Origin of the sequence: Frankia sp. AiPa1 (genome assembly GCF_023243075.1) — a bacterium.
GTDB lineage: Bacteria > Actinomycetota > Actinomycetes > Frankiales > Frankiaceae > Frankia.
In genome coordinates this window covers 55,481-81,611 of record NZ_JALKFZ020000186.1, presented here as the reverse complement: position 1 = coordinate 81,611, position 26,131 = coordinate 55,481, and the positions used below count along the sequence as shown (strand labels likewise).

Genomic DNA, 26,131 nt, shown 5'->3' with positions numbered 1-26,131 from the left:
CCCCCCCCCCCCCCCCCCCCCCCCCCCCCCCCCCCCCCCCCCCCCCCCCCCCCCCCCCCCCCCCCCCCCCCCGCCGCTCGATCCAGCGGTGATCACGCCGCGACCACACCCCTGACGACGCTCACAGGCGCTATACCCCGGCTGCGATGGCCGTTGGCCGGACAGGTGGCAGTCAGCCGCGCTTTTGAACGTCCGGCAACGCCGTTCGGGCCTGGACACCGCGGTGTCGACCTGCCTGCCTCGCCCGGCGAGCAGGTCCGCGCGGCGGCCGACGGCACGGTGAGCTTCGCCGGCCCCATAGCGGGACGAGGTGTCGTGACGATCACACATGGCGACGTCCGTACGACCTACGAGCCGGTGTGGCCCGCTGTGGCGGTGGGCGACGTCCTGCACGCCGGAGATCTACTGGGCGCGCTGGTGGCCGGCCATACCGGCTGCCCTGTCCTGGCCTGCCTGCACTGGGGCCTGCTGCGAGGCAGCGACTACCTCAACCCCCTCGCCACGTTCCGTCGGGTGGCGCCTCGCCTCCTGCCGTTGCGAGGGGGCACGATCCGGTAAGGCCTGTCCGGACTCTCGGTCACGCCCGGGGATGGGCCTGTTCGAAGGCCGCGCGCAGGCGCTCCGGCGTCACATGGGTGTAGATCTGTGTGGTTGCGAGGCTGGCGTGACCGAGAAACTCCTGGACGGAGCGCAGATCGGCGCCACCCTCGATCATGTGCGTCGCGGCCGAGTGACGCAGCCCGTGCGGAGTAAGCCCTGAGGGCAGTGCGGCACCGGCCGTACTACGCGTCAGCACCCGCCGGACGGTCCGCGGATCGAGGCGGCCCCCGCGCTGCCCCAGCAGCAGCGCCGTTGCGTCGCCACCGGCCACCAGCGCCGAGCGTCCGGTCTGTCTCCACGCGCGCAGCGCCGACGCGGCCGGCACGCCGAACGGCACGCTGCGTTCCCGGCCGCCCTTGCCCCGAACCCGCAGCAGTCGACGTTCGTCGTCGACGTCCACCAGATCCAGTCCGCACAATTCGGACACCCGAAGCCCACTGCCGTACAGCAACTCGAGCACCACGGTGTCCCGCAGTGCGACAGCCCGCGCCGTGGCCGCGTCGCGCCTGCGCCGCTCGTCCGCGGACACTGACGCCGCCGTCGGGCCTGGCGAGGCAGGTGCGGCCGGCAGTGCCCCGGCCGGCCCCGACGCGGACGGCACGACGCCGGACGCGTCGCCACCGGTCAGTGCCTTCCCGCCCAGCAGGGCCCGTGCGCCCTCGACGCTCAGTATCTGTGGGACCTGGCGGACCGGGCGGGCGCCGACCAGCCGGGCCGCCACGTCGACGGCGAGATAGCCACGGCGCGCCGCGAAGGCGGAGAACACCCGCGCAAGCGAGGCGCGACGCGCCAGAGTCGCCGCCGCGATGCCGGCCGCTCGCATCCCGGCCAGCCAGCCACGCAGGACATTCAGATCCAGATCGGCAAGATCGGCCGAGCCCACTCGTGCCGCGTACTCCCGCAGCGAGGCGAGGTCGCCCAGGTAGGCCCGCACAGTCTGCGGGGATCGGTCCAGCTCGGCGATCAGGTGCCGCCGAAAGGCGAGGACCGCATCGGCCCAGTCCGGGCTGCCAGGTTGCGCCGTTTGCGGCGGTTGTGCCGGTGGCGTGGCCCGCACCCTTTCATCCGGGAAGAGCCCCGGCGGAGGTCTTTCGTGTCCCCGTGGAACGGGAGCCGGTAGCGCCTTCCCCGTCCCCACGGAGCCAACCCACGACGTCATGGAAGAACGGTGCCGGCCGCCAGTCGCTTTCGTCAAGGGCGCACGATGGTTGGAGAACCGGAGTGCCGAGTGGTCGACTCGGCGGTTCAGGCCGCCGCATCCGCCCCGGACACCGCGCCCGCCTGAGTCGCCGGTACCCGGGCCCCGCGCCATCTCGCCGAACCGAGTTCTCCCTACGCGGCCTGGGCCGTCATACCGGGCCGGTTCGACCGCCCGGCGGTGTGTTCGACGGCGCACGACCAAGCGGCGTAAGCCGATACCCTCCGGGCACCGATTCGACCAGGCCCTCGACCACAAGCGGGCCCAGCATCGCCAGCACATCCTGTGCGCGCAACCCCAGCGCCTTCGCGAGGGTGGATGCCCCGACCGAAGCACGGGCCGGCATCGCGTCCAACAGCTCCCGCACGACGAGCGACAGGCTGTCCCTCGCGCCCGCGGCCACGTCGCGCGGCGCGAAGGAGCCGACCCCGGCGATCTCCTCGCAGATATCATCGGCGCTGGTCACCAGGACGGTCTGTTCCCGGAAGTCCCGCAGCAGCCGGTGGCAGCCGGCACTGGTGGAACTGGTCACCGGCCCCGGTACAGCCATGATCTGGCGGCCGAGCCGCCGCGCGTGCGCAACAGTGTTCAGCGCCCCGCTGCGCAACCCCGCCTCGACGATCACCGTTCCACGGCAAAGGGCGGCGATCAGACGGTTGCGGGTCAGGAATCGCCGCCGGTAGGGCGGTGTGCCCGGGGCGACCTCACTGACGACCGCGCCGGCACTCGCGATCTCGGCGAGCAGCCCGGCGTGGGCGGCGGGATAAGGCACGTCGACGCCGCTGGCGAGGATCGCGACCGTCGACCCCTGGGCGGCCAACGCGCCCCGGTGGGCCGCGGCGTCGATACCGAACGCGGCCCCCGACACCACGGTCCAGCCCCGCTCCGCCAGATCAAAGGAGATCTCCCCGGCCAGGTGGAGCCCGTAGCTCGTCGCCGCCCGGCAGCCCACCACGGCAACCGACAGCGGTGCGAGTGCCCGCAGATCACCTACGCCTCGCACCCACAGGCACAAGGGCGCGCCGCGCGCGGCGGCTGGGTCCTCGCGGAGCAGGTCCAGCGAGTCGAGTTCGATCGGCCACTGCGGATCTCCAGGGCACACCAGGCGCGCGCCCGCCCGGGCACCGGCATCCAGATCACCACGTGGATCAACACCAGGATGCTCCGCGCTGACCCGCTCCCACACCTCGGCGGCGCCGAGCCTGGCCACCTCCGTGGCCATCCGCCGGTTCTCCGGACCGTAGACCCGCGACAGCGCGACTCGGGCGAGTCGATCCGGATCCGATCCGTCGATATCCGTCCGATCCAGGGAATTCGGACTGGCCGCTGGCGCGCCCGGGTCATCGCCGCCATTCCCGCGGGCCGCGCCGAGCGACCGGTCCGGATCGCGGTCGGCACTCACATCGCCCACCCGGGCAGTCGCAGGTCCAAGGCAGCGCCGACCTGATCAGGCCCCGGCTCCTCCCGATCGGCGAGATCCGCGAACGTCCAGGCCAACCGTAGAACGCGGTCGAGGCCGCGCAGGGTCAGCAACCCCTGTTCGAGCGCACGTTCGGCCGGCGCGGCGACCGTACGCGGCAACGGCCAGACCCGGCGCAGTACCGGGCCCGGTACCTGTGCATTGGCCCGCCACGGCGACTGCGCCAGCCGCGCCGCCGCACGCCTGCGCGCCCGCAGCACCCGAGCCGCGACCGACTCGGTGGACTCGCAGCGTCCCGCGTCGGCCCGTAGCTCCGCACGGCTCGGCACGCTCAGGGCGACCTGGATGTCGATCCGGTCCAGCAGGGGCCCGGAGAGCCGGGCGAGGTACCGCCGCCGCACCAGGCTCGGGCACTCGCAGGCCGTGGATCGCGATCCCTGCGACTTCGCGCAGGGACACGGATTGGCGGCGAGAACCAGCTGGAACCGGGCCGGGTAGCGGGCAGTCGCCCGCGCCCGGGCAATCTCGATCGTGCCGCTCTCCAACGGCTGCCGCAGCGCGTCGAGGCTCTGGCGGGCGAACTCCGGAGCCTCGTCCAGAAACAGGATCCCGTGGTGCGCCTGGCTCGCGAGCCCCGGCCGGATCACCGCCGTGCCCGAGCCGATCAACGCGGCAGGCGTGGCGCTGTGGTGCGGGTCGCGATAGGGCGGCCGGGTGATCAGGGGCCGATCGCCCGGCAGCTGGCCGGCCACCGAGTGCACCGCGGTCACCTCGAGTGACGCCTCGCGATCGAGTTCCGGTAGCAGGCCGGGCAGCCGTTCGGCGAGCATGGTCTTGCCGCTGCCTGGCGGCCCCTGCAGGTAGAGGTGATGGCCGCCGGCCGCGGCAACCTCCACGGCCAGGCGCCCCCGGCTCTGCCCGGCCACCTCAGCCAGGTCGCCGGCTGCATATTCCGAAGCGGTGCCCGCCGCCGACGGCCGCGACACCGCTGTGTACTCCGAAGCGGCGCCCGCCGCCGACGGCCGCGACACCGCTGTGTACTCCGAAGCAGTGCCCGCCAGCCCAGGCGGGGCCAGCGCCGTTCCTCTCAGCACGGCCAGGACGCCGGCCAGGTTCTCCGCCGGCTCGACACGGGCGCCGGGCACGAGCGCGGCCTCCGCGGCGTTCGCGACCGGCACGACCACCCGCTCGATGCCCGCTGCCATGGCCCGCAGCACCGCGGGAAGCACCCCCCGCACGGCGCGCACCCGCCCGTCGAGGGCCAGCTCGCCGATAAACACCCTGTCGTACAGGGCGTCCTGGGGAACCATCGAGGCCGCGCCGAGGACCGCGATCGCCATAGCCAGGTCGAACCCACTGCCCGCCTTGGGCAAGGTGGCGGGAAACAGACCGATGGTGATCCGGCGGTCCGGCCAGCGTTCACCGGAGTTCACGACCGCCGCCCGGATCCGGTCGCGCGCCTCGTGCAGAGCCGCGTCAGGCAGGCCCACCAGGGTGAGGCGGGGCAGACCGTTGGCCAGGTCCGCCTCCACCTCGACCAGATGGCCCTCGATCCCAAGCACAGCGACCGCCTGGGTGCGGGCGAGCGCCATCAGAACGCTCCCTGCAGGTGCTCGACGCTGACTGGGCCCCGCAACGGGCGCGAGACGACGACGACGTCGAACCGCACCGCGGATGACGGATGGGGATGTTCGGCGAGCCAGCGCGCGGCCAGCCGCCGGATCCGGGCCGCCTTACGGCCGATGACCGACTCGGCGCCGCTCCCGTATCGGGGGCCTGATCTGGTCTTGACCTCGCAGAACACCAGCACGGAGCCGTCGCGCACGACAATGTCGAGCTCACCGTCACGGCAACGCCAGTTTCGGTCGAGAATCGCGGCCCCACCGGCCGCCAGATGGCGGCAGGCCGCCTCCTCGCCGAACCGACCCAGCTCGTCCTTGGTCAGCGGCCCGCCCTGGGCCCGAGGCCCGTTTGTGGCCTGCGGCTCATCTCTCGCCTGCATCGTCGCGCTCCCGTCCGCCGGGGGACGCATGCCCGCCGGCCGGACCAAAGCGTCCGTGTCCCGGGCGGTTCGGACCAGAGACGATGATCGACATGTGGACAGGCGGATGCCGTCCACAGGCCGGTACGCGAAGACGAACCAGACGAAGGCGATCAAGCGCGAGCCGGAGGGCTCAGAGCTCCGCCTTGGTGAGCTCCTCGACGTTGATGTCCTTGAAGGTCACAACCCGGACATTCTTCACGAACCGCGCCGGACGAAACATGTCCCAGACCCAGGCGTCGCGCAACGTCAGTTCGAAGAAGACCTCACCGTCCGCGCTGTTCCTGATCTCTATCTGGTACTCGTTCGCGAGGTAGAACCGGCGTTCCGTCTCGATGACGTACGAGAACAGCCCCACCACATCGCGGTACTCGCGATAGAGCTGGAGCTCCATCTCGGTCTCGTACTTCTCGAGATCTTCCGCACTCATGCGCACTCCGTGACGCCGTGCAGGCCGGTTGCAAGCACCCTGTCCTCCAGCCGCGAAGATCGGGCATCCCCCGTCGACGCCGCGTGCGCAGCCACGTTCACGTACGACTTCCGATGCTCGTCACACGGCCCGTACCGCGCCAGCGCCGCCGTGTGGGCCGCGGTGACGTATCCCTTGTGTTGCGCGAAATCGTACTCGGCATAGCGCGTGTGCAACGCCCGCATGATCCGGTCCCTCGTTACCTTCGCCACGATCGAGGCAGCCGCGACGCACGCGGCCACCTGATCCCCCTTCACCACAGCCAACGACTCCATGCCGAATCCGGACACCGGAAATCCGTCAGTGAGGACATAGCCAGGTCTGCGGTCCAGACGTGCCACCGCGCGCCGCATGCCGGTGATGTTGGCCTGGTGCACGCCGACCAGGTCGATCTCCGCCGCTGGCGTCACCACCGTCGCCCAGCAGACCGCAGTCGCGACCACCTCGCCGAACATCCGCTCGCGTACCTGCTCTGTCAGCAGCTTCGAGTCCGCCAGCCCACCGAGCCGGCGTACACCGCCCTCGGGTAGCACCACCGCGGCCACGACCAACGGACCCGCGCACGCGCCACGCCCGGCCTCGTCCACCCCGGCGACCGGGCCGAGCCCGCGCCGGGCCAGCGCCCGCTCGTAGCCGAACATGCCCGCATCGCGTCGGACCGCCACACCCCGCGGTGTCATGAACAACCGAACCGCCCACGGCTTCGCGGACCGGTGGCGCCGGTCCGCCGGGCCCGGCCCCGACGTGTTCCCCACGACCGACCCTGACGCCGCCGGGTGCGCCAGGCAGGCGCGACGCCGATGGTCAGCGCCACAAGGGTCGGCCCGTCGGCCGAGGGCGACCCCGCATCAGGCCCTCCCGCTCCCCCATCCGACAGATCCCGCGCGGAAGGCAACGCCGCCGGACTCGACGTCGTCGATCGCGGCGTCGCATGTGCCGGCGACGAGGCATCGCGTATACCGCTGAACGTGCCAGGAACGCTCAGGAAGCCGAACCTGTTCAATGGCCACACTCGCACAAAGGCGCGCCCGACCACCTTGCTCTGCGGGATGGGCCCGTTCTGCCGGGCGTCCGACGAAGCCCCTCGATGGTCACCCATCACCCAGAGGTAGCCGGCGGGAACCTGCAACGGACCGAACCGCTGGTAGTCGTTCTCGTAGACGTAGGGCTCGTCCAGCGGATGGCCGTTGACCGTCACCCGCCCCTCAGCGTCGCAGCAGGCAACCGTGTCCCCGCCAACCCCGATGACGCGTTTGATGAAGTCCGTCTCGCTGGGAGCGCCCAGGCCCAGCAGGCGCTGCGCGTCGCGCACCCCCCGGCTGAAGACATTCGTCGGCTTCGGCACGACCGATTCCGCGTGGTCGAAACCCGTCCCCTTGCCGTTGAAGACGACGACCTCACCGCGATGCACGTCGCGGAAGTGGTAGACGACCTTGTTGACGAGCACGCGGTCGTTGACCAGCAGGGTCCGTTCCATCGACTCGGACGGAATCCAGAAGGCCTGGACGAGCAGCGCCTTGATGAGCAGGGCCAACAGGAAGGCCACGAGGACGAGGACCGGAAGCTCACGGAGGAACGAGCCCCGCCCCCGAGCGCCGGAGCCCGGTCGGCCAGGGCGCCGGGGGGAGTCGTCCGTACCGGCCGGGGGAACTCCCTCCAGCCCGATTCCCGGCGCGCCGGGATCGGTTGCGTCACCCGGGTCGGCACCAGCCGGCCCGCCGCCGCGTGCCGGTCCACCAGCGCGCGCCGCGGCGTCCCATCGGGAGGTGTCCTGCTCCGAACCTGAACCTGAACGCACGGCCGATGCTGCCGGCTGGTCGACGGCTGACGGTTCGCCGTCGTCCCATCGGCCAGCCCTCGCGTCTTCACCGTCAACATCAGAGTGCGGACGGTGACCGTCCGGGCTCGATGCGTTCACTCCGCCACCTCGCTGGTTCGGCCGTCAGGGCTGATCGGACCGGCCGACGTGCCACTAACCGCTCCTCGCGACGCCGTTGCGGACCGCGACACCTATCTTGGTCCAGAAACGTGGTCAACACGCGCACGAAGTGTCGGCAAGTCGCCAACCAGGACCCAGGCGGGACACAAAGGACCAGGGTCCTCAGCGCGCGACCGGCTCCCGCTTCTCCTTGATCTTCGCGGCCTTGCCCCGAAGCTGCCGCAGGTAGTAGAGCTTGGCGCGCCGGACGTCTCCGCGGGTCACAACCTCGATCTTCGAGACGATCGGGCTGTGCACCGGGAAGGTGCGCTCGACCCCGACACCGAAGCTCACCTTGCGGACCGTGAAGGTCTCGCGCACGCCACCGCCCTGCCGTCGAAGCACGGCTCCCTGGAACACCTGGATGCGCTGGCGGTTTCCTTCGACGACCCGCACGTGGACCTTGAGGGTGTCGCCCGGCCAGAACTCGGGCACGTCGGTCCTCAGCGACTCGGCGTCGAGGCTGTCCAGGGTGTGCATGGCAGTCGCTTCCTGATGAGTGTGAGAGTGGATCATCCGAGCCCTCGGCCCCAGGGCCGGCGGCGAACGACCCGATGGCCGAGTCCAGCCCGGACCACAGGCCGGCCTGCCCGCCGCAGACACGTCGCGGAGAACAACCAGACGAAGGTCGCCCGAGCCGGCCACGAACCGGCGGACACTGCATTGTACTGTGCCACACGGCCGAGCGACCTGACCGTGTGGCCTGCCGGCCCCGCCCAGGCGTGGGCCGTGAGCTCAGCCGGCGTCCACCTGCGGCCCGCGCCCGGGCCGGCCATCGTCCACGGCCGTCTGCTCGAGCGCGGCGCGCTCCACGTCGGTCAGCGGGGCCGCCGCCAGGAGATCGGGACGACAGCGGCGGGTACGCGACAGGGACTGTTCCCGGCGCCAGCGGGCCACGGCCGCATGATCACCGGAACGCAGGACGTCGGGCACCTCCCTGCCCCGCCAGACCTGGGGCCGGGTGTACATCGGAGCCTCGAGCAGGCCGTCGGAGAACGAGTCCTGCGCGGCCGACTCTCTGTTGCCGAGGACCCCCGGCAGCAGCCGGGCAACCGCCTCGAGCATCACCAGGGTCGCCACCTCGCCGCCGGCGAGAACATAGTCGCCGATGGAGATCTCGTCGTCGGCCCAGGCATCGACGACCCGGGCGTCGATGCCCTCGTACCGGCCGCAGCAGAAGACGAGCCAGGGCTCTCGAGCCAGCTCCTCCGCCTTGGCCTGCGTGAACGGCTCCCCAGCCGGAGTGGGGACCACGACCCGCGGTCGACGGCCGGGGAGTACGGACGCGATCTCGGTGAGCGCCGCGTCCCATGGCTCGGGCCGCATGACCATCCCCGGGCCGCCGCCGTAGGGCGCGTCGTCCACGGTGCGGTGCAGGTCGCTCGTCCAGGCCCGCAGATCGTGCGCGTGGACCTCGAGAGTGCCCCGTTGCTGGGCTCGGCCGACCAACGAGAGCTGCAGCGGCTCCAGGTAGGCGGGAAAGATGGTGACCACGTCGGCACGCAACGGAGGGCTCCGGTAGGACGGGGGCCGCCCCGGCGGCCGGGAATCAGTCGAGTTCCAGCAGGCCCGGCGGCGGGTCGACGACGATGCGGCCGGCCGCCGCGTCCACCGTCGGGACGATGTCCCGGACAAACGGCACGAGATACTCGCCGCCCTCCGGGCGCCCGATAGCGAGCAGATCGCCCGCCGGGGAGTGGACGACCTCGGCCACCCGGCCGAGCGGAACACCAGCGACCGTCACCGCTTCGAGGCCCACCAGATCGCGATCCCACCACACATCGGCGGGGTCGCCGGGGATGGACCCCTGCGCATCGTCGTCGGCCGGCGAACCGGCATCCGCCGGATCGATGGTCAGCAGGACGTCGCGCAGAGTCTCGGCGGCGCGGCGGTCATCGATGCCCTCAAAGCGCAGCAGGAGACGGCCCGAGTGCCAGTGTGCGTGGACGACGGTGAGGGCAACCCCCCCGCCCTCTCGGCCCAGGACCGCGCCCGAGGCGAACCTGCGCCCGGGCACGTCCGTGCGGACCTCGATCGTGACCTCGCCTCGCACACCGTGCGGACGACCGACCCGCCCGACGACGATCGCGTCGGTAGCGTCCATCACCCGCGGCCGGCAACTGACGACGCAACCGGGCGGGTACGGCGGCTAACGGTCCACATCCACGACGTCGATCCGCAGTCCGCGGCCTCCGACGCCGCCCATCACGGTACGCAGAGCGCGGGCGGTCCGTCCACGCCGGCCGATGACCTTGCCAAGGTCGTCCGGATGGACCCGAACCTCAAGAGTCCGACCACGCCGGCCGTTGTTGAGATCCACCCGGACATCGTTGGGATGATCGACGATGCCGCGCACCAGGTGTTCGAGCGCCGCTTCCAGCACCTACTGCCCCGCGGCCGTCGACGCGTCCGCTGCCGGCGCCTCGTCGCCCTCCGCAGACGCGCCCTTCTTGGCCTTCTTCGGGGTCGTCGCCGGCCGGTCCTCGGCACCGGCGGCGGCCCGGGCGGCGGCCTGGAAGACCTCACGCTTGTCGGGCTTGGGCTCGGCGACCTTCATCGGCGGGGGGGCGGGAAGCCCCTTGAACTTCTGCCAGTCACCGGTGACCTTGAGGATCGCCAGCACCGGCTCGGTGGGCTGGGCACCGACCGACAGCCAGTGCCCCACCCGGTCGGCGTCGACCTTGATGATGCTCGGGTCGTACTTCGGGTGGTACTGCCCGATGGCCTCGATGACTCGACCGTCCCGCTTGGTGCGGGCGTCGGCCACGACGATGCGGTAGTGCGGCTCGCGCATCTTGCCGAGACGCTGCAATTTAATCTTGGTTGCCACGGTGGTCGAACGACTCCAGACGTATCGGTGACCGCCGGGCCCCACGATGGCGCGGAGAAGTCGGCGGTGGGATGCACCAGCGCCGGAACGGCCACCCGGACGACTTCACGCCGCCCCTGTCCATATGAACGGGTCCATATGGACAGGTCCACGTGGAGCATGTCCACGCGGTACGCGAACTCAGGTCATCCCGGGGTAGCCACACCGACGCTGGCAGGCAGGGCCTGCACTAGAGCTTACAGTCTGCCAGATGCCGACCGGGCCGGGTGCTCCCCGCGGGGCCGCACACACCGGACGAACGACGGACACGCCCGGGCGACCTCCGCCTTGGAGCGGCATTGAGACGAGATTCAGGCGGCATCCGGACAAGCGACACCAGACCGGCCACATCCGCCTCAACGACCGCCGCCGCGTGGCCCTCGGGGCGGCGGGCCGCCGAAACCACCCTGCTGGCGCATGAGGGCCGCGAGATCCGGCATGCCGTCGGGCAGGCCGCCGGTGAGATCGGGGCCCTGGCCAAGCCGGTCCTGCGCAATCGACTTCTGGCCCTGCGTCTGGCCCTGCGTCCTGGCCTGAGCGGCGCGGGCCGCCGGGTTGCCCTTGCGGTTCGCGCCCTTGCCCTTCTTGGCCGTCTTGCGGGCGGACGCGGCCTTGCCCCGGCCCATCGCCCCGGGCATGCCCATGCCGCCCGCCATCTGGCGCATCACCTTGCGGGCCTCGGCGAAGCGGTCCAGCAGCTGGTTGACCTCGGTCACGGTGACCCCGGATCCGCGGGCGACCCGGGCCTTGCGCGAGGCCTGCAGGATCCGCGGGTCGTGGCGCTCGGCCGGGGTCATCGAGCGGATGATCGCCACCACCCGGTCGACATCACGGTCGTCGACCTGCGCGAGCTGCTCCTTCACCTGCCCCATGCCGGGGAGCATGCCGAGCAGGTTGCCGATCGGTCCCATCTTGCGGACCGCGAGCATCTGCTCAAGGAAGTCCTCCAGGGTGAACTCGGAGGCGGCCATCTTCGCGGCCATCGCCTCGGCCTGTTCGACCTCGAAGGCCTTCTCGGCCTGCTCGATCAGGGTAAGAACGTCACCCATGCCGAGGATGCGGGACGCCATCCGCTCCGGGTGGAAGACGTCGAAGTCCCCGAGCCCCTCACCGGTCGACGCGAACATGATCGGACGGCCCGTCACCTGGGCGACGGACAACGCCGCACCGCCGCGAGCGTCGCCGTCGAGCTTGGTGAGCACGACACCGGTGAACCCGACCCCGTCGGCGAACGCGTTCGCCGTCGTGACCGCGTCCTGACCGATCATGGCGTCGAGCACGAAGAGGATCTCGTCCGGCGACACCGCGTCGCGGATGTCGGCGGCCTGGCGCATCAGTTCCTCGTCCACGCCGAGGCGGCCGGCGGTGTCGACGACGACCACGTCGAACACCTGCCGGCGAGCGTGCGCGAGCGCATCGCGGGCGACCCGGACCGGATCGCCGACGCCGTTGCCGGGCTCGGGGGCGAAGACCTCGACGCCGGCCCGCCCGCCGACGACCTGGAGCTGGTTGACCGCGTTCGGCCGCTGCAGGTCGGCCGCGACCAGCAGCGGGGTGTGCCCCTGGGTCTTCAGCCAGTGCCCGAGCTTGCCGGCCAACGTCGTCTTACCCGTGCCCTGCAGACCAGCGAGCAGGATGACCGTGGGCGGCGACTTGGCGAACCGGATCGTCGTCGTCCCGCCACCGAGGATCGCGACGAGCTCCTCGTTCACGATCTTGATGACCTGCTGCGCCGGATTCAGCGAGGAGCTGACCTCCGCTCCGCGCGCGCGCTCTTTGACGGCCGCGACGAAACTGCGGACCACGGGCAGCGCGACATCGGCCTCGAGCAAAGCGATCCGGATCTCGCGGGCGGTGGCGTCGACGTCCGCATCGGTCAGGCGACCCCGACCACGCAGCGACGTGAAGACCTTGTCGAGGCGGCTGGAAAGGGTGTCGAACACGCGCACACTCCGAGATCGCAGGCGGACCGCAGGCACCAGCGTACGCACCCGACGACGAGGACAACACACCCGCAGCCGATCATCCACGCAGACGGCGGGCAGCACCCCGGCCGGCCGGCGCCCAGTGTGCGCGACCCGGCGAGGCACACTCGCACGGACACCGACCTGGACCTGCACCGGCCGTGTCCGCCCTCTGCGCTGAGGACGGCGAGTCGCCTCGCCGGACGCTCACCCCCCAGCCCGCACCGCGCCGAGGACGCCTGTCGCGACGTGCCGGAAGAGCCCCGGCTGCGCTCCGCGATGAAGCCTAGATCACATCCGCGTGGACGGGAAGCCCTTGACGCACGACACTTTGTGGTCCCGTCGCATCCGCGGGCGATGGCAGGACATCCACCGCGGGCGGCGGCCGGCGCCTCCCCGCCGAAGGTGCGCCGCGGGGCTCAGGCGGGATCGCCGAGCAGGGCGTCCACGAACGCCTCCGACTCGAAGATCGCCAGGTCGTCCGGCCCCTCCCCCAGGCCGATCAGCTTGACCGGCACCCCAAGTTCCCGCTGCACCGCGATGACGATCCCGCCCTTCGCCGTACCGTCCAGCTTGGTCAGCACCACTCCGGTCAGCTCCACGGCCTCGGTGAAGACCCGGGCCTGGACCACCGCGTTCTGACCGGTCGTGGCATCCAGGACGAGCAGGACCTCGTCGACCGGGCCGTGCTTGCCGACCACCCTCTTGATCTTGGAAAGCTCATCCATCAGGCCCGTCTTGGTATGCAGGCGGCCGGCGGTATCGATCAGAACGGTGTCGACGCCCGCCGTCACGCCCTGCTTGACCGCATCGAAGGCGACAGACGCCGGGTCGCCGCCCTCGATACCGCGCACCGTCTGGGCACCGACCCGTTCCCCCCAGGTCTGCAGCTGGTCGGCCGCCGCGGCCCGAAACGTGTCGGCGGCACCGAGCACCACGGTGCGGCCATCGGCCACCAGCAGCCTGGCGATCTTCCCGCAGGTCGTCGTCTTGCCAGTGCCGTTGACCCCCACCACCAGCACGACGGCAGGCCGGTCGGGGGCAGAGGTCCGCAGAGTCCGGTCCGTGGTCGTACCGACCTGGGCCAGCAGCTCGTCGCGCAGCATCTCCCGCGCCTGCGCCGGCGTGCTGGCCCCCAGCACCTTCGTGCGCTCTCGCAGCGCGTCGACGAGCTCGGTGGTCGCCGCCACCCCGACATCCGCGCCGAGCAGCGTCGCCTCGACGTCCTCCCAGGTCTCCTCGTCCAGGCGGTCGCCGGACAGCAGGGACAACAGACCGCGCCCCAGCGCGTTCTGCGAGCGGGACAGGCGCAGGCGCAGGCGGACGAGACGGCCGGCGGATGGTGCCGGCGTCTCGGTCGGCGGACGCTGGCGCGGGGGCGCGGCCGGTGCCCCCACCTGCGCACCACCGGGCGACACGTCGACCTCAGCGACCGGCACCGTCCCGCCCGGCCCGGCGGTACCGGGCGGGACGGCCTCGGCGCCGCCAGTCTCGGAGCTGGGAGCGGGCGTGCTGTCGGCCTCGAGGGTGCCGACACCGGTATCGATGGTGCCGATCGTCCCCGCCCCGCCCGGCCCGGCCCCGTCCGCGGTGCCGATGCCGGGTCGCGCCGCGAGATCGGGCCGATCAGCCACCTCCGGCCGGCGGCGGGGGCGTCGCCGCACGACGCTGCCCACCGCGAGTCCGGCGGAGGCCACCACGACGACGGCGAGAACGACGATCAGGATAAGGAGCTCCACACCCCGATCCTGACAGATCCACGGGACGCTCCGTCACGCTCACCCGGGGGACACCCACCCGGGGTGGCCTCACGCCGTGGCCCGCTCCCGTAGCCGCTGGCTGATCACCGTGGTCACGCCGTCGCCGCGCATCGCCACGCCATACAGCGCGTCGGCGATCTCCATCGTGCGTTTCTGGTGCGTGATGATGATGAGCTGGGACTTCTCCCGCAGCCCCTCGATCGCCTCGAGCAACCGCCCGAGGTTGCGGTCGTCCAGCGCAGCCTCGACCTCGTCCAGCACATAGAACGGCGACGGGCGGGCCCGGAAGATCGCCAGCAGCAGGGCAAGCGCGGTCAGCGAGCGCTCTCCGCCGGAGAGCAGCGACAGACGCTTGACCTTCTTACCCGGTGGACGCGCCTCGACCTCGATTCCGGTGGTCAGCATGTCCTCCGGCTCGGTCAGCACCAGCCGGCCCTCGCCCCCGGGAAACAAGGTCCCGAAAACCGTCTCGAACTCGCGGGCCGTGTCCGCGAACGCGGCGGCAAAGACCTCCCGCACCCGGAGATCGACCTCCTCCACGACCTGCAGAAGATCCCGCCGGGTCGCTCGGATGTCGTCCAGCTGCGTCGCGAGGAAGGCCGCCCGTTCCTGCAACGCGGCATATTCCTCCAACGCCAGTGGATTCACCCGACCGAGGCGGGTCAGCTGCTTTTCCGCGGTGGCGGCCCGAGCGGCCTGGTCATCGCGGACGAAGGGGACCGTCTCGCCCTCTGGTTCGTCGGGTGGCACCGGCTGCGTCGGCCCGAATTCCGCGACCAGGTCGTCGGCGGTGATGCCGAAATCCTCCATGGCCTTCGCCTCGAGGCTCTCCACCCGCAGCCGCCGCTCCGCCCGGGCGATCTCGTCGCGATGGCCCCTGTCGTGCAGCGTGGCAAGCTCGGCCGCCAGCGTGCGTACGTGCTCCCGGGCGGCCGTCAGGCCCGCCTCAGTGGTACGCCGCAGCGTCTCGGCCTGCTCGCGTTCCGTCGCCGCACGTGCCAGGGAAAGATCAAGCCGGTCCAACGTCCGCCCGGCCGCGTCACCCAGCGCCGCGGCCAGCGCGGCCTGCCGCTCCCGCACCTCCCGGCGCCGGGCGGCCGCGGCGCGTGCGGCCCGTTCACCCGCCGCGGCGCGGATCAGCCCGTCGGCCCGGCCCTGCAGGGAGCGCACCCGCTCCTCGCTGGTCCGCACCGCCAGGCGGGCCTCGACCTCCGCGGCACGCACCGCCGAGGTGGCGCTGACCAGCCGGTCACGCTCGTCGGAGGACCGTTCGTCCGTCTCGGGGAGCTCGGAGGCAGCCGAGAGCGCGGCCTCCAGCTCGGTCAGCGCGCCGTAGGCGCGGTCACGGGCGCTTTCCGCCCGGCTCCGCGCCTGCTCCGCCCTGGCCACCTCGGAGCCGGCGTTGCCCCGGACCCGTTCGAGCTGTGCGATCTGCTCACGAAAGGCGCGGGAACGCGCGTCTGCCCCGTGTAGAGCAGCAGACGCCGCGTCGATCGCCGATCGGGCCCGGGCCACCTCGGCCCGAGCCGGCTCCAGCGCCTCGTGGGCGAGCTCGGCACGATGCGTGGACTCGGTCACCCCGGAGTCGGCCTCGTCCGCCGCCGCCGTCAGTTCGATCGCGCTCGGGGGATGCGCGCTGCCGCCGACCGAGACGGCCGGTCCCACCAGATCACCCTGACGGGTGACCACCCTCAGGTCCGGTCGCAGCTCGCCGACCACTCCCGCGGCGGCCAGATCCTCAACGAGAACCGCGCCGTCGAGCAGGACGTGCACCGCCGGCCGGAACCGCTCGTCGACGAGCTCCACCAGGTCCACGAGCCGAACACAGCCGGGCGGCAGGGCGCCGAGCGAGCCGGGAGGCGACGGATGGCCGCCGCCAGCGCCGTCCGAGTTCGGTGCGGCCGTGACGAGGGTGGCGCGGCCGGCATCGGCCTCGCGCAGCCAGGCGAAGGCGGTACGCACATCCCGCGGCGAGGCGACGAGCAGCGCGTCCGCCGCGGAGCCCAGCGCCGCGGCGACCGCCACCTCGGCACCAGCGCGGACCCGCAGCACCCCGGACAGGCGGCCAATCGGCGTGAAGGCCGCGTCGAGCGGGGGCCACGCGGCGGATGCCGCCGCCGCGCCGGGTTCGGCCGCGGACGACCTGCTCGCCGGCCCGGACCGGTTGGCGCGGTCCTTGCGCCGGCCGTGCCTGCCGGGGTTCCCCTGTCCATCCGGATCGCGGCGGGACGATCCACTGGACGCGGTACCCGGCGCATCGACGCGCTCGGCCTCGTGCGCCCGCTCGGCCGCCTCGAGCAGGGCCGCCGCGCCGTCCGCAGGCACCAGTGACAGACGCAGCGCGTCCCGGCGGGCCGACCAGGAGGCCCGGTCCCGCTCGGCGGAACGCTCCTCGGCGCGCAGGGCCTCAAGCCGCTCGGACGCCGTGCCATGGACCGCCACCGCGGCGCTGTGCGCCTCGGCGAGCTCCGCGCGGGCGCCGTCCATGCGCTCGAGCTCGGTCTCGAGATCCGTGTAGGACGCGGCGGTCTCGGCATCGCGGTCTCGGGCGGAGCGCACCGCCTCGGTCGATCGTGCGATCTCGTTCTCGGCTCCGGTGGCACGGGACCTGGCCGCCTCGACCTGACCGGCCAGTCGGGCGATCTCCTCCCGACGCGAGGAGGCAGCCCGCGCGGCGGCGATCAGCTCCCGTTCCTCCTCGGCCAGAGCCGCCTCCAGCTGCGCGCGGCGGGTGACCACCTCCTCGAGGCGCTCCCGGTCCAGTTCCAGCCGCTCGGCCAGGGCCATCTCCTGCTCCCGGACGGCGGTGGCCTCCTGCTCGAGCTCGTCGGGGTCACGCCGGCCGGCCAACTCCTCGGAGCCCGCCCGCAGCAGCCGGGCCCGTTCGGTCGCCAGCGACCGGGTGCCGAGCAGCCGCTCGCGCAGCGAGGCCATGGCGTACCAGGTCTCCTGAGCCGCCGCGGCACGTGGCACAGCGGCGGCGAGCGCGGTCTGCAGGTGTTCTTCCTGCCCGGATGCCTCACGATGCCGCGTCTGGGTCTCGGCCAGCCGCCGACGCAGCGCGTCCTCGTCCGCGGCGTCGGCGGCAAGGGTGGCTCGCGCGGTGGTCAGGTCATCGGCGAGCAACCGAAGCCGGGCATCGCGCAGGGCGGCCTGGATCACCCCCGCCTTGCGGGCGATCTCCGCCTGGCGGCCGAGTGGACCCAGCTGACGGCGCAGTTCCGCGGACAGGTCGGTGAGCCGGGTGAGGTTGACCGACATGGCCTCGAGCTTGCGCAGCGCCTTTTCCTTGCGCTTGCGGTGTTTCAGGACGCCGGCGGCCTCCTCGATGAAGGCGCGGCGATCCTCCGGCCTCGCGTGCAGGACCGCGTCGAGCTGGCCCTGTCCGACGATCACATGCAGCTCGCGGCCGATGCCGGAGTCGCTCATCAGCTCCTGAATATCGAGCAGCCGGCAGGCCGTGCCATTGATCGTGTACTCGCTCTCGCCGCTGCGAAACAGCAGGCGGCCGACGGTAACCTCGGTGTACTCGATCGGCAGGGCACCGTCGGTATTGTCGATCGTCAACAGAACCTCGGCACGACCCAGGGCCGGGCGGCCGGGCGTACCCGCGAAGATGACGTCCGACATGGCGCCGCCGCGCAGGGCCTTGGCACCCTGTTCCCCGAGCACCCAGGCAATCGCGTCGACCACATTGCTCTTACCGGAGCCGTTCGGCCCGACCACGCAGGTGATCCCCGGCTCCAGGCGCAGCGCCGTGGAGCTGGCGAAGGACTTGAAGCCCCGTAGGGTAAGGCTCTTGAGATGCACCGGTCTCCGGAGCAGGGGTGAGAAGGGCGCGTCGGTCCGACACAGAACGCCCTGACCACAGAACGCGCCGAGCAGCCGAGCAGGACCTGCTCATCCTAACGAGCAGCGGAGTGCGGCCGGAACGCCACACTCCGCCAAGAATCCCCAGGCCGACAAACTCACCCTCATGCACGCAGGAGAGGGGTACCGTCTCGCGCGGCCTGGTCGTACATGGGCGCACGAGCAGCGGCGGGCGAACCCGCCACTCAAGATCATGAATCTCGCCGCGCCTTCAACGCATATCACGCCAAGAATACGGACGGATACACGCGGCAAGAAAAATACGGCAAATCATAAACCGAAAAAGCCGGATACGGCGTTACGCCGAACCCCGGAAGAGGCGTCGGACCCCGTCCGACCAACCCCCGCCGCTCAGCTGTAGGCCGGCTCCGCGTCAAGCGCCCGGACATCCTCCGGTACGTCGACACCACCGACCAGAGCCTCGTTGACGTCGCGTACTCGAGTCAGTTCCGCCTCAAGCTCCGCAACCCGGGCACGAAGTCGCCGCACCTCATAGGTGAGTCGCAGGTCGTTGCCGGATCCGACGTGGCCGAAAAGGGCCTTCGCCATAGTGATGGTCCTCCACGATGAGTGACCTAGTGGGCGTCGGACAACACAAGATCCAAACAGATCACAGTGCGCCCCCAACAATGGTTCTAGAGTCGCACGTCGTCCGGCCGAAAGTCAAGAGCATGCCACACAGTCGCTCAACTGATCCAGTGAACACGCAAATCCCGGCGGTCATCCAGCCGACACGAAGCCGAGCCCAGCGTCCACAACCTGTCACCGACGCCGAAAGTCGACCAGATCACCCTGTGCTCTTCGCCACAGGAGTTCGACCCGATGAGTCCGACCAGGAGTATGACCGGTCAGCAGCAGGCGGGCGAGATCCCGACATGCAGGCTCGGCGCCTTCGATAATCACATCAACCGCACCGTTGGGCATATTCGTTGCGCAGCCGGCCAAACCCAGGCGCCTGGCGCGAGTGCGCACATAGTCGCGAAAGCCGACCCCCTGCACACGGCCAGATACCCGGGCGGTGAAGCGGATCACGGGCGGGCCATCCCCCGTCGCCTTCGGGCGTACCTCAGTCATCAGAGAGGTAGGGTACTGGCCATCGTGGACACCTCATCTTTCCCAGACACGGCAGGTCGGCCGAGTGCGCCGCGGCGACCTGCGGATCGGATGTGCGCGCAGTCACGCGCACATCGCAGGTCCATCACAGCCGCCCTGCTGACACTGGCTGCGGCAGCCGCGCTCACGCTCAGCGGCTGTGGGCAGAACTTCAGCCAGGACGGCGGCGCCATCCCCGCACCTACCCCGAGCGTGAACGGCGACCGTCACGTCACTCCGGCGCCGGCCGATAATCAGGAGAAGGTCATCGGGCCGGGCTATGCCCCGCCGCGAACGGCCGGCCCGACCCAGACCGCAGTGCCCAACCTGCCCGGTGGCAAGGCCTGATCAGCCTCCTTTCGACAACTACGTCCGCGAGCCGATCGCAGGTGTGACCCGGCCCGTCACCCGATCGCCGCACCCGAGATCGGCTCGCTCACCGGCCCGATACCCCGCACCGCCCCCGCTGCCAGACAGCTGGCGAGCCCGCGGCGTACGCAGCCGGGGATAGACCGAGGCGAGATACTGATCCACCCGGCGGCTCCGATCAGCCAGGACGACCGCCACCGAGGGCGCACTTGCCGCAGCCGCGCGATCCGCCTGCCGCCTCGCCTGCGCCCGCTCACGGGCCACCCGTTCCGCCATGGCCAGCCGACGTGCGACCGCCAGTGCGAAACCGGCCATCCACGAACGGCGGAACGCGCGGGGATCCTCCTGCTCCGGCGGGCGCGACGCCGCCAGCCCGTAGGCCTGCTGCACCAGCAGCGACGTGAACAACAACTGCACGCGCTGGATGTCCGCGGCCATCCCGAACAGATGCGCGGAATGCTCGATCCTCGTGGGACGGCGAGCCGTGCGATGCACGAGCCGACAGCCCATCGGCGCCGCGACACTGGCCAACAGCGTGATCTTGTCTCGGGCGAACGGCGGCTCGACGACCACCACCAGATCAGCCGCGCTCGCACGCTGGGGCTCCGCCTCCTCGACAAGTGCCCGATCGATGCCGTACTGGGCGATGAGCTCCGCCGCCTTGACGTTATAGGACTCCCGTGCCACCTCGGGGAGCCCCTCGGCCTCGGCCATCGCCAGCAGCTTGCGCACCCGACCGAGCAGCGCGTCCGGATTCATGGCGTCTCCATCACTCTTGGGCCGGGCCACCGCACCTGCGGCCCGAACCCTGGGCGATGCCTCACTGTGCAGAGGTGGACCCCCGGCACCGTCCCCGGACGAAGGCGAGGATGTACGCCCACGCGCCGAGCGGGCTCTCACCGCTGCCGCGTGGACCACGTCCGAGCGTCCCCGCAGGGCGGCTCTCCCCAGCGAGAGCCTCCCCAGCGAGAGCCTCCCAGCAAGGGATTCGAACGTATGGTCGAACTCTACCACCTGGCCCGGCGGGGCGACGGCTGGCAGGTCGGGCAGGTGAAGCTGGAGCGGTTCATGAAGGCATCCCGCCGGATGATGTCCCCGCAGCGCGAACACGGGCTGCCGGCCCGGCCGTACACCTGCAGTGATCGCTCGAACAGGCCGCTAACGCCCTCGGTCGAGACATACAGCCGGTCGAAGGAGGTGCCGCCCGCGTCCAGAGCGGCCGACATCACCGTTGTGGCGGCCTGCAGCAGGCGGTGGGTCTGCGCCCTGGTCATCGTCTCGGTCGGGCGGGCATAGTGCAGCCGGGCCGCCCACAGCGCCTCGTCTGCGTAGATGTTCCCGATGCCGCTCACCAGCGTCTGGTCCAGCAGAGCCCGCTTCAGGCCGGTGCGTCTGGCACGCAGCCGGCGCACGACCGACTCGGCCTCGAAGCCGGGATCGAGGAGATCAGGGGCGATGTGGGCGATCTGATCCGGCAGCCTCGCCCCACCCGCGGCCACCGCGAGCCCACCAAAGGTCCGTTGGTCGATGAACCGCAGCTCCCGACCGCCGTCGGTGAAGGTGAAGCGAATCCGTAGATGTGCCTGGTCCGGGCTCTCCGACGGGACGACCAGCAACTGGCCACTCATGCCCAGATGCGCGAGCAACGCATCGCCGGCGACCTCACACCCGGCCGTGACATCGGCCAGGTCACCAACGGCACCAACGGCACCAACGGCACCAACGGCACCAACGGCACCAACGGCACCAACAAGGTCACCACTCTGGCCCGTAATCGACGATCTCGGCTCGCGCACCGACCCGGCCGCGGACAGCGTCGGCGCGCCCAACGACAGCCAGAGGAACTTGCCCCGTCGACGGGCGGCAAGGACCTGCCGCCCCACCAGCCTGGCCTGGAAGTCCGCAGCGCCCCCGCTGTGCCGGCGAACCGCCCGGGGGTGGTCCACCCGCACTGTGGAGATGGTCCTGCCGACGACTCCACGTTCCAGTCCGCGCCGGACGACCTCCACCTCGGGCAGCTCAGGCATGTCCACCCCGCGTGGCCAGGCGAGGGCCGCCCTCGCACACCCCATCAGGACGCACCCCGCCGAACCGGGTACCGCGGCGCCCCCGGGCCGGCTCAGCTGCGAGACGGATCACCGGCACCGGAGGCACGGCTGGAATCAGGACCATGATGGCTGGCGGATCCGTCGCCGTTGGTCGCGGCCCTATCCGGACCTGGCCGCGCGCCGAACGCCCCGTTCCGGGCGAGGCCGGGGTCGTCCTGAGCCGCACCGCCCGGTGCCAGCTGATGCCGATCGACCCCGCGCTGGGTGATCCCGACAGCGGCCGCGCCGTCCGGAACGACACCGTCGGCGGACGCAGCGCCCTGGTCCGGCGTCGAAACGTCGCCGGCCGAGGACGCCTGCGCGGTCCTGCTTTCGAGGACGGCAAAGGCAGCCGCCGCAGCCCGTTGCTCCGCTTCCTTCTTGCTGCCGCCCTCGCCCACGCCCAGCGACTCCCCCGCGATCCTGGCATACGCGGTAAACCGCTTCGCATGATCGGGACCGTCCTCCTCGACCGCGTAGTCCGGCGGGCCGAGCGACAGCAGTGCGGTCTGTTCCTGCAGAGAGGTCTTCCAGTCAAGGCCGGCGCCCCTGCCCGCGGCCTCATCCAGCAGCGGATCGAACAGCCGATGGACGAACCGGGAGGCGACGTCCAGCCCCCCGGACAGATAGACAGCCCCGATGATTGCCTCAAGGGTGTCCGCGAGGATGCTCGCCTTGTCCCGACCACCTGTGGTTTCCTCGCCCCGGCCGAGCAGCAGATAGGGCCCGAGCCCGGTAGGACCGAGTGTGCGGGCGACGTCAGCGAGGGCCCGCATGTTCACCACCGAGGCGCGCTGCTTGGCCAGCTGCCCCTCGGGCAGATCAGGATGCCGGATGAACAGGGCGGCGGTGACGACAAGGCCGAGCACCGCGTCGCCCAGGAACTCCAGCCGCTCGTTGGTCGGCAGGCCACCCTTTTCGTAGGCATAGGACCGATGCGTGAGCGCCCGGTCCAGCAGCTCGGGGTCGATCGCCGCGTCCAGCACCTCGATCAGATCCTCGCGAGGCGGCGTGGGCGGCAGATGGCGGGTCATCCGGGCATCCCGGCAAGCGTGCGACGCCGCGAGACCAGTGCTGCCATCGCGGCCCGGCTCCGGTCGACCAGGTCACCGCGCACCGCGAGAGTGGCGGTGCTCACCGCCGTCGTCAGTGCGCTGCCAGCCGCGTCCACGGATCCTCCTCCAGGGCGACCTGCGTGGGCCGCAACCCCGTCGACCCCCAGCACGATCGTCCCTCCCAACACGTCTCGATCCACCAACGATCCCCACTCCGGATCCAGGCCGCCCTCCGACTCGGCGGCCACCGGCCCGCCACCGCCACCAGCGGCCTTCGGGGCGGCCCAGGAACCCTCGGACGCCATTGCCTGGACGGCCGCCAGCAGTACAGCACCGGTGCGGCCCTCGGTGAGGACGACATCCACGCCTTGGTGGCTCTGCCCACCGATCGGTGTGCCCCGCGCCAGGCCCTGTCCGGCCGGATCCGCCGGCGCTCGACCGGTCAGGCCGGCCGCGGCCAGCACTCGGTCCGCCGTCCACGATCCGACGTCGTCCATCCCGATCGCACGCAGGATCTCGCCCACGCCCGCACGGGACGCCTCCACCAGCGCCGGCCCGGCGGACAGCAGCGCCACCCGCGGTCGCCCGGTGACCCCCCGCAGCTCGGCGTAGGCAGCGGCGAGCAGCGCGGCCTGCACCAGCTCGTCAGGTGTCGCCATGACTGCCGCCCCCGCGTCGCAGAGAACGACACCGTTGTTCGGCGCTGGCACGTCGTTCCGCGCTGGCACATCGTTCCGCGCGGACACATTGTTCCGCGCGGACACGGCGTACCGGGGAAACCCCCCGACGCCGAGCCCACCGAGATGCGCCGCCAGTACCGCCCTCGTCGCCCCGGGAAGGGTCCCGTACGTGAACTGGGCCGCGGCCACGACCGCCTCGACCGGGGCGATCGAGACCATGGCGTCGGCAGCGCCATCGCGCACCAACCGGGTCGCGACCCGGACGCCACAGTCCCGCCGCCCGCGCACGACGCGCACGGCCTCGAGTCCTGACGGCACGATCTGGGCAGCGGCGCGCACCTGGACCCGGGCGCCGAGGGCGATCCCAGACCGGGTCAGCTCGTCCCGCACTCCGGCCATGCCGGTGACCAGGATCAGCACCAGGCGGGGATCGGAATCCAGGACGATCGGCAGGGCCTCGAGGAGGTCGGCGACCGACCACCCCTCGCCCGCCAGATCAAGGGCGATGCGGGTCACATCGGTCAGACGTCCAACACCTGACGATCGTTGTACCGACCGCAGGTGGTGCAGACCGTGTGCGGACGGATGACGTGCCCGCGGGAGCACTTCGCCAGCGTCGGCACCTTGGCCTTCCACTGCGAACGACGGGAACGGGTGTTGCTGCGCGACGTGCGCCGCTTCGGGACGGCCACTGTGCCCTCTCCTTCGTACTTCACCAGATATGACGATCTCGCCGGGATGGCGAGCCCGTCAGGGTCAAACGTCGCTGCCGGGGAACTGTCCACGGCCGCGCCCCGCAGGGTCACGACCAGACGGTTCCTCGTCGACCAGCGTGGACAGCGCGGCCCACCGCGGGTCCGCACGCTCGTGCGTGTGGTCCCCCACCTCGTCGAGGCGGGCGCCGCAGTCGACACACAGGCCCGCGCAGTCCGGCCGGCAGAGCGGGGACAGCGGCAGGGTGAGCACGAGTGCGTCGCGCACGACGGGCTCGATGTCCGCATGATCATCGACGAGGACCCGTGCGTCCTCGTCGTCGCCCACGTCGGTAGCTCGATCAGCGTAGTAGAACAACTCGCGGAGCTCGACCGCCGCGGTGTCGGACAGCGGCTCGAGGCAACGCGCGCATTCTCCCTGCAGTGGCGCGTTCACCGTCCCGCTGACCAGCACTCCCTCGATCACCGACTCGAGCCGCAGGTCCAGCTCGGCAGGCGCCCCGGCGGGGATCCACACCATCTCGGTTCCCAGGCCCGCCGGAAGATCCACTCGCGCCCGCAATCGCCGCATGACGCCTGGCCGCCTGCCCAGATCCCGGGTATCGAGAACGAGCGGACCCCGAGGAGTCCGGCGGCGAGGATGGGATCCACTCATGGCGGCAGTCGCGTTCACGTCTAGGTCCGGCTCGGGAGGCCCACCAAAGTGGGTTCGGCGTGGTTAGCAGGGGTTGCTGGGTTGTGAGGTCGCTGGCTTGTGAGGTCGCTGGGTCGCAGCGCGCAGCCCGACGACGACCGTCCTAGCCTATCCGATCGCGCCGGCCGGCAACCGGGGTGGCACGGGCAGGCCCGGGCGGGCGCTCACCTGCCCGCCCGCGCCAACCGCATTCCCAGCTCCCGCCGCGTTCGGCGGGGCGATCTTCTATGCCCGGTCCCGCAGCTGTTTGAGCACGACGTTCGGCACCAGACCCGAGACGTCACCGCCGTAGCGAGCGACCTCCTTCACCAGGCTCGACGACAGAAATGCATATTGCGGATTCGTGCTCATGAAGAGTGTCTCGACCCCGGCAAGGGAGTTGTTCATCTGCGCCATCTGGAGTTCGTAGTCGAAGTCACTGACGGCACGGAGGCCCTTCACAATCGACTGAATGCCCCGGGAACGGCAGAAGTCGACGACAAGTCCCTGCGATGAATCCACGATCACATTGTCCGGCGGCGACGGATGGTCGCGCAGGGCCGCACGAATGAGCTCGATCCGTTCATCCACCGTGAACAATGCAGCCTTGTTCTTGTTGATGTGTACGGCGACGACCACCTCGTCGAAGAGCCGGCTCGCCCGCAGGACGATGTCAAGATGGCCGTTGGTGATCGGATCAAATGAACCGGGACAGACTGCCCTTCTCATGATCGGCTACCGTACCAGAGAACACCCTCTCCGTACCTCCGGTCGCGCAACGCGTTCAGCCCCTCCGGCCAGGCAACCGGAGGCGAGCGGTGCGATCGTTCGACGACGCAGACACCGTCCGCTGCCAGCCAGGCATCGTCCCGTAGCCGGAGCAGCACCTGCTCAAGCTCAGGATCGCCCATCGCATAAGGCGGGTCGAGAAATATCACCTCGTAAGGCTTCCCAGGAGTGTTCTGCACCACACGTGACACCGGGGCTTGACAGATCTGCGCACCGAGCAGTCCCAAAGTCTCGACGTTCCGGCGCAGGGTGCGGACCGCCCCGGCATCCCGATCGACGAGCAACGCATGGGACGCGCCCCGGGACAGTCCCTCGAGACCGACCGCGCCCGAACCCGCATAAAGGTCGGCAACGCGCGCACCAGCCAGATCGATAAACGTGGCGAGCGTGTTGAACAGCCCCTCACGGGCACGATCCGACGTCGGGCGGGTTGATGCGCCCGGGGGCACGAGGAGTGGCCTGCCGCGGGCGATGCCGCCGATGATGCGGGTCATCGGGCCGCCA

Annotated in this window: 26 protein-coding genes and 1 pseudogene; 2 read left to right on the top strand and 25 right to left on the bottom strand. The window is 71.1% G+C overall.

Annotated elements, in window-relative coordinates; translation table 11 throughout:
• The first annotated feature begins 165 nt into the window (after positions 1–165).
• Complete coding sequence (locus MXD95_RS25695) at positions 166–558, top strand: murein hydrolase activator EnvC family protein (protein WP_250643314.1); 393 nt, start codon at positions 166–168, stop codon at positions 556–558.
• Positions 559–577: 19 nt separating this feature from the next.
• Here MXD95_RS25695 and MXD95_RS25690 read toward each other — a convergent pair whose 3' ends face one another.
• The 17 genes from MXD95_RS25690 to MXD95_RS25605 form a co-directional block, all read right to left on the bottom strand.
• Entirely contained in the window at positions 578–1,657 is a 1,080-nt protein-coding gene (locus MXD95_RS25690; RefSeq protein WP_308301581.1) for a tyrosine recombinase XerC, read from the bottom strand.
• Between the two features lie 292 nt (positions 1,658–1,949).
• Positions 1,950–3,020, bottom strand: coding sequence for a DNA-processing protein DprA (gene dprA, locus MXD95_RS25680; RefSeq protein WP_374122140.1), 1,071 nt, complete (start codon positions 3,018–3,020; stop codon positions 1,950–1,952).
• A gap of 176 nt (positions 3,021–3,196) precedes the next feature.
• Positions 3,197–4,810: a YifB family Mg chelatase-like AAA ATPase gene (locus MXD95_RS25675; RefSeq protein WP_250643309.1), complete on the bottom strand. Its 1,614-nt coding sequence runs from the start codon at positions 4,808–4,810 to the stop codon at positions 3,197–3,199.
• The gene (locus MXD95_RS25670; RefSeq protein WP_250643308.1) at positions 4,810–5,220 is read right to left on the bottom strand and encodes a YraN family protein; all 411 of its coding nucleotides are present in this window, start codon (positions 5,218–5,220) and stop codon (positions 4,810–4,812) included. Before MXD95_RS25670 ends, MXD95_RS25675 begins: the two co-directional genes overlap by 1 nt.
• 172 nt (positions 5,221–5,392) lie before the next feature.
• Positions 5,393–5,689 (bottom strand): DUF2469 domain-containing protein, encoded by a 297-nt coding sequence (locus tag MXD95_RS25665; RefSeq protein ID WP_250643307.1) that lies wholly within the window; start codon positions 5,687–5,689, stop codon positions 5,393–5,395.
• Entirely contained in the window at positions 5,686–6,408 is a 723-nt protein-coding gene (locus MXD95_RS25660) for a ribonuclease HII (RefSeq protein WP_250643306.1), read from the bottom strand. The genes MXD95_RS25665 and MXD95_RS25660 overlap by 4 nt, the downstream gene beginning before the upstream one ends.
• Complete coding sequence (gene lepB, locus MXD95_RS25655; RefSeq protein WP_250643305.1) at positions 6,405–7,526, bottom strand: signal peptidase I; 1,122 nt, start codon at positions 7,524–7,526, stop codon at positions 6,405–6,407. The genes MXD95_RS25660 and lepB overlap by 4 nt, the downstream gene beginning before the upstream one ends.
• Before the next feature lie 303 nt (positions 7,527–7,829).
• Positions 7,830–8,186, bottom strand: coding sequence for a 50S ribosomal protein L19 (gene rplS / locus MXD95_RS25650; protein ID WP_250643304.1), 357 nt, complete (start codon positions 8,184–8,186; stop codon positions 7,830–7,832).
• A 255-nt stretch (positions 8,187–8,441) separates the two neighbouring features.
• Positions 8,442–9,212 (bottom strand): tRNA (guanosine(37)-N1)-methyltransferase TrmD, encoded by a 771-nt coding sequence (trmD, locus tag MXD95_RS25645; RefSeq protein WP_250643303.1) that lies wholly within the window; start codon positions 9,210–9,212, stop codon positions 8,442–8,444.
• 43 nt (positions 9,213–9,255) lie between these two features.
• Positions 9,256–9,810 (bottom strand): ribosome maturation factor RimM, encoded by a 555-nt coding sequence (gene rimM, locus MXD95_RS25640; protein ID WP_250643302.1) that lies wholly within the window; start codon positions 9,808–9,810, stop codon positions 9,256–9,258.
• Positions 9,811–9,855: 45 nt separating this feature from the next.
• Positions 9,856–10,089: an RNA-binding protein gene (locus tag MXD95_RS25635; RefSeq protein WP_250643301.1), complete on the bottom strand. Its 234-nt coding sequence runs from the start codon at positions 10,087–10,089 to the stop codon at positions 9,856–9,858.
• Positions 10,090–10,536, bottom strand: a complete 447-nt coding sequence (gene rpsP, locus MXD95_RS25630) for a 30S ribosomal protein S16 (RefSeq protein WP_250643300.1) — start codon at positions 10,534–10,536, stop codon at positions 10,090–10,092.
• Between the two features lie 395 nt (positions 10,537–10,931).
• On the bottom strand, positions 10,932–12,518 hold the full coding sequence (gene ffh, locus MXD95_RS25625; RefSeq protein ID WP_250643299.1) for a signal recognition particle protein: 1,587 nt from the start codon (positions 12,516–12,518) through the stop codon (positions 10,932–10,934).
• Positions 12,519–12,958: 440 nt separating this feature from the next.
• Positions 12,959–14,278 carry a signal recognition particle-docking protein FtsY gene (ftsY, locus tag MXD95_RS25620; RefSeq protein WP_250643298.1) on the bottom strand — a complete coding sequence of 440 codons (1,320 nt, stop codon included), beginning with the start codon at positions 14,276–14,278 and terminating at the stop codon, positions 12,959–12,961.
• 69 nt (positions 14,279–14,347) lie between these two features.
• Positions 14,348–18,109, bottom strand: a complete 3,762-nt coding sequence (locus MXD95_RS25615) for an SMC hinge domain-related protein (protein ID WP_250643297.1) — start codon at positions 18,107–18,109, stop codon at positions 14,348–14,350.
• A 411-nt stretch (positions 18,110–18,520) separates the two neighbouring features.
• Positions 18,521–18,718 carry a hypothetical protein gene (locus tag MXD95_RS25610; protein ID WP_250643296.1) on the bottom strand — a complete coding sequence of 66 codons (198 nt, stop codon included), beginning with the start codon at positions 18,716–18,718 and terminating at the stop codon, positions 18,521–18,523.
• A 213-nt stretch (positions 18,719–18,931) separates the two neighbouring features.
• Positions 18,932–19,243: an acylphosphatase gene (locus MXD95_RS25605; RefSeq protein WP_250643295.1), complete on the bottom strand. Its 312-nt coding sequence runs from the start codon at positions 19,241–19,243 to the stop codon at positions 18,932–18,934.
• Positions 19,244–19,333: 90 nt separating this feature from the next.
• On the opposite strand from MXD95_RS25605, the gene MXD95_RS25600 reads away from it, so the two are divergent.
• The gene (locus MXD95_RS25600) at positions 19,334–19,609 is read left to right on the top strand and encodes a hypothetical protein (RefSeq protein ID WP_250643294.1); all 276 of its coding nucleotides are present in this window, start codon (positions 19,334–19,336) and stop codon (positions 19,607–19,609) included.
• An 18-nt stretch (positions 19,610–19,627) separates the two neighbouring features.
• Here MXD95_RS25600 and MXD95_RS25595 read toward each other — a convergent pair whose 3' ends face one another.
• From MXD95_RS25595 to rsmD, 8 genes and pseudogenes are all read right to left on the bottom strand, one after another.
• Entirely contained in the window at positions 19,628–20,389 is a 762-nt protein-coding gene (locus tag MXD95_RS25595) for a DUF2786 domain-containing protein (RefSeq protein WP_250643293.1), read from the bottom strand.
• Positions 20,390–20,637: 248 nt separating this feature from the next.
• On the bottom strand, positions 20,638–21,657 hold the full coding sequence (gene mutM, locus MXD95_RS25590) for a bifunctional DNA-formamidopyrimidine glycosylase/DNA-(apurinic or apyrimidinic site) lyase (RefSeq protein ID WP_250643292.1): 1,020 nt from the start codon (positions 21,655–21,657) through the stop codon (positions 20,638–20,640).
• Positions 21,658–22,036: 379 nt separating this feature from the next.
• Positions 22,037–22,751: pseudogene (gene rnc, locus MXD95_RS25585) on the bottom strand (ribonuclease III); the annotation flags it as partial.
• On the bottom strand, positions 22,748–23,968 hold the full coding sequence (locus MXD95_RS25580) for a phosphate acetyl/acyltransferase (protein WP_250643290.1): 1,221 nt from the start codon (positions 23,966–23,968) through the stop codon (positions 22,748–22,750). The gene MXD95_RS25580 and the pseudogene rnc, both read right to left, overlap by 4 nt.
• A 5-nt stretch (positions 23,969–23,973) precedes the next feature.
• Positions 23,974–24,144: a 50S ribosomal protein L32 gene (gene rpmF, locus MXD95_RS25575; RefSeq protein WP_009742317.1), complete on the bottom strand. Its 171-nt coding sequence runs from the start codon at positions 24,142–24,144 to the stop codon at positions 23,974–23,976.
• Positions 24,145–24,208: 64 nt separating this feature from the next.
• The gene (locus MXD95_RS25570) at positions 24,209–24,820 is read right to left on the bottom strand and encodes a YceD family protein (protein ID WP_250643289.1); all 612 of its coding nucleotides are present in this window, start codon (positions 24,818–24,820) and stop codon (positions 24,209–24,211) included.
• Positions 24,821–25,084: 264 nt separating this feature from the next.
• Positions 25,085–25,567, bottom strand: a complete 483-nt coding sequence (gene coaD, locus MXD95_RS25565) for a pantetheine-phosphate adenylyltransferase (protein ID WP_250643288.1) — start codon at positions 25,565–25,567, stop codon at positions 25,085–25,087.
• Entirely contained in the window at positions 25,564–26,121 is a 558-nt protein-coding gene (gene rsmD, locus MXD95_RS25560; RefSeq protein ID WP_250643287.1) for a 16S rRNA (guanine(966)-N(2))-methyltransferase RsmD, read from the bottom strand. The genes coaD and rsmD overlap by 4 nt, the downstream gene beginning before the upstream one ends.
• Between the last annotated feature and the right edge of the window lie 10 nt (positions 26,122–26,131).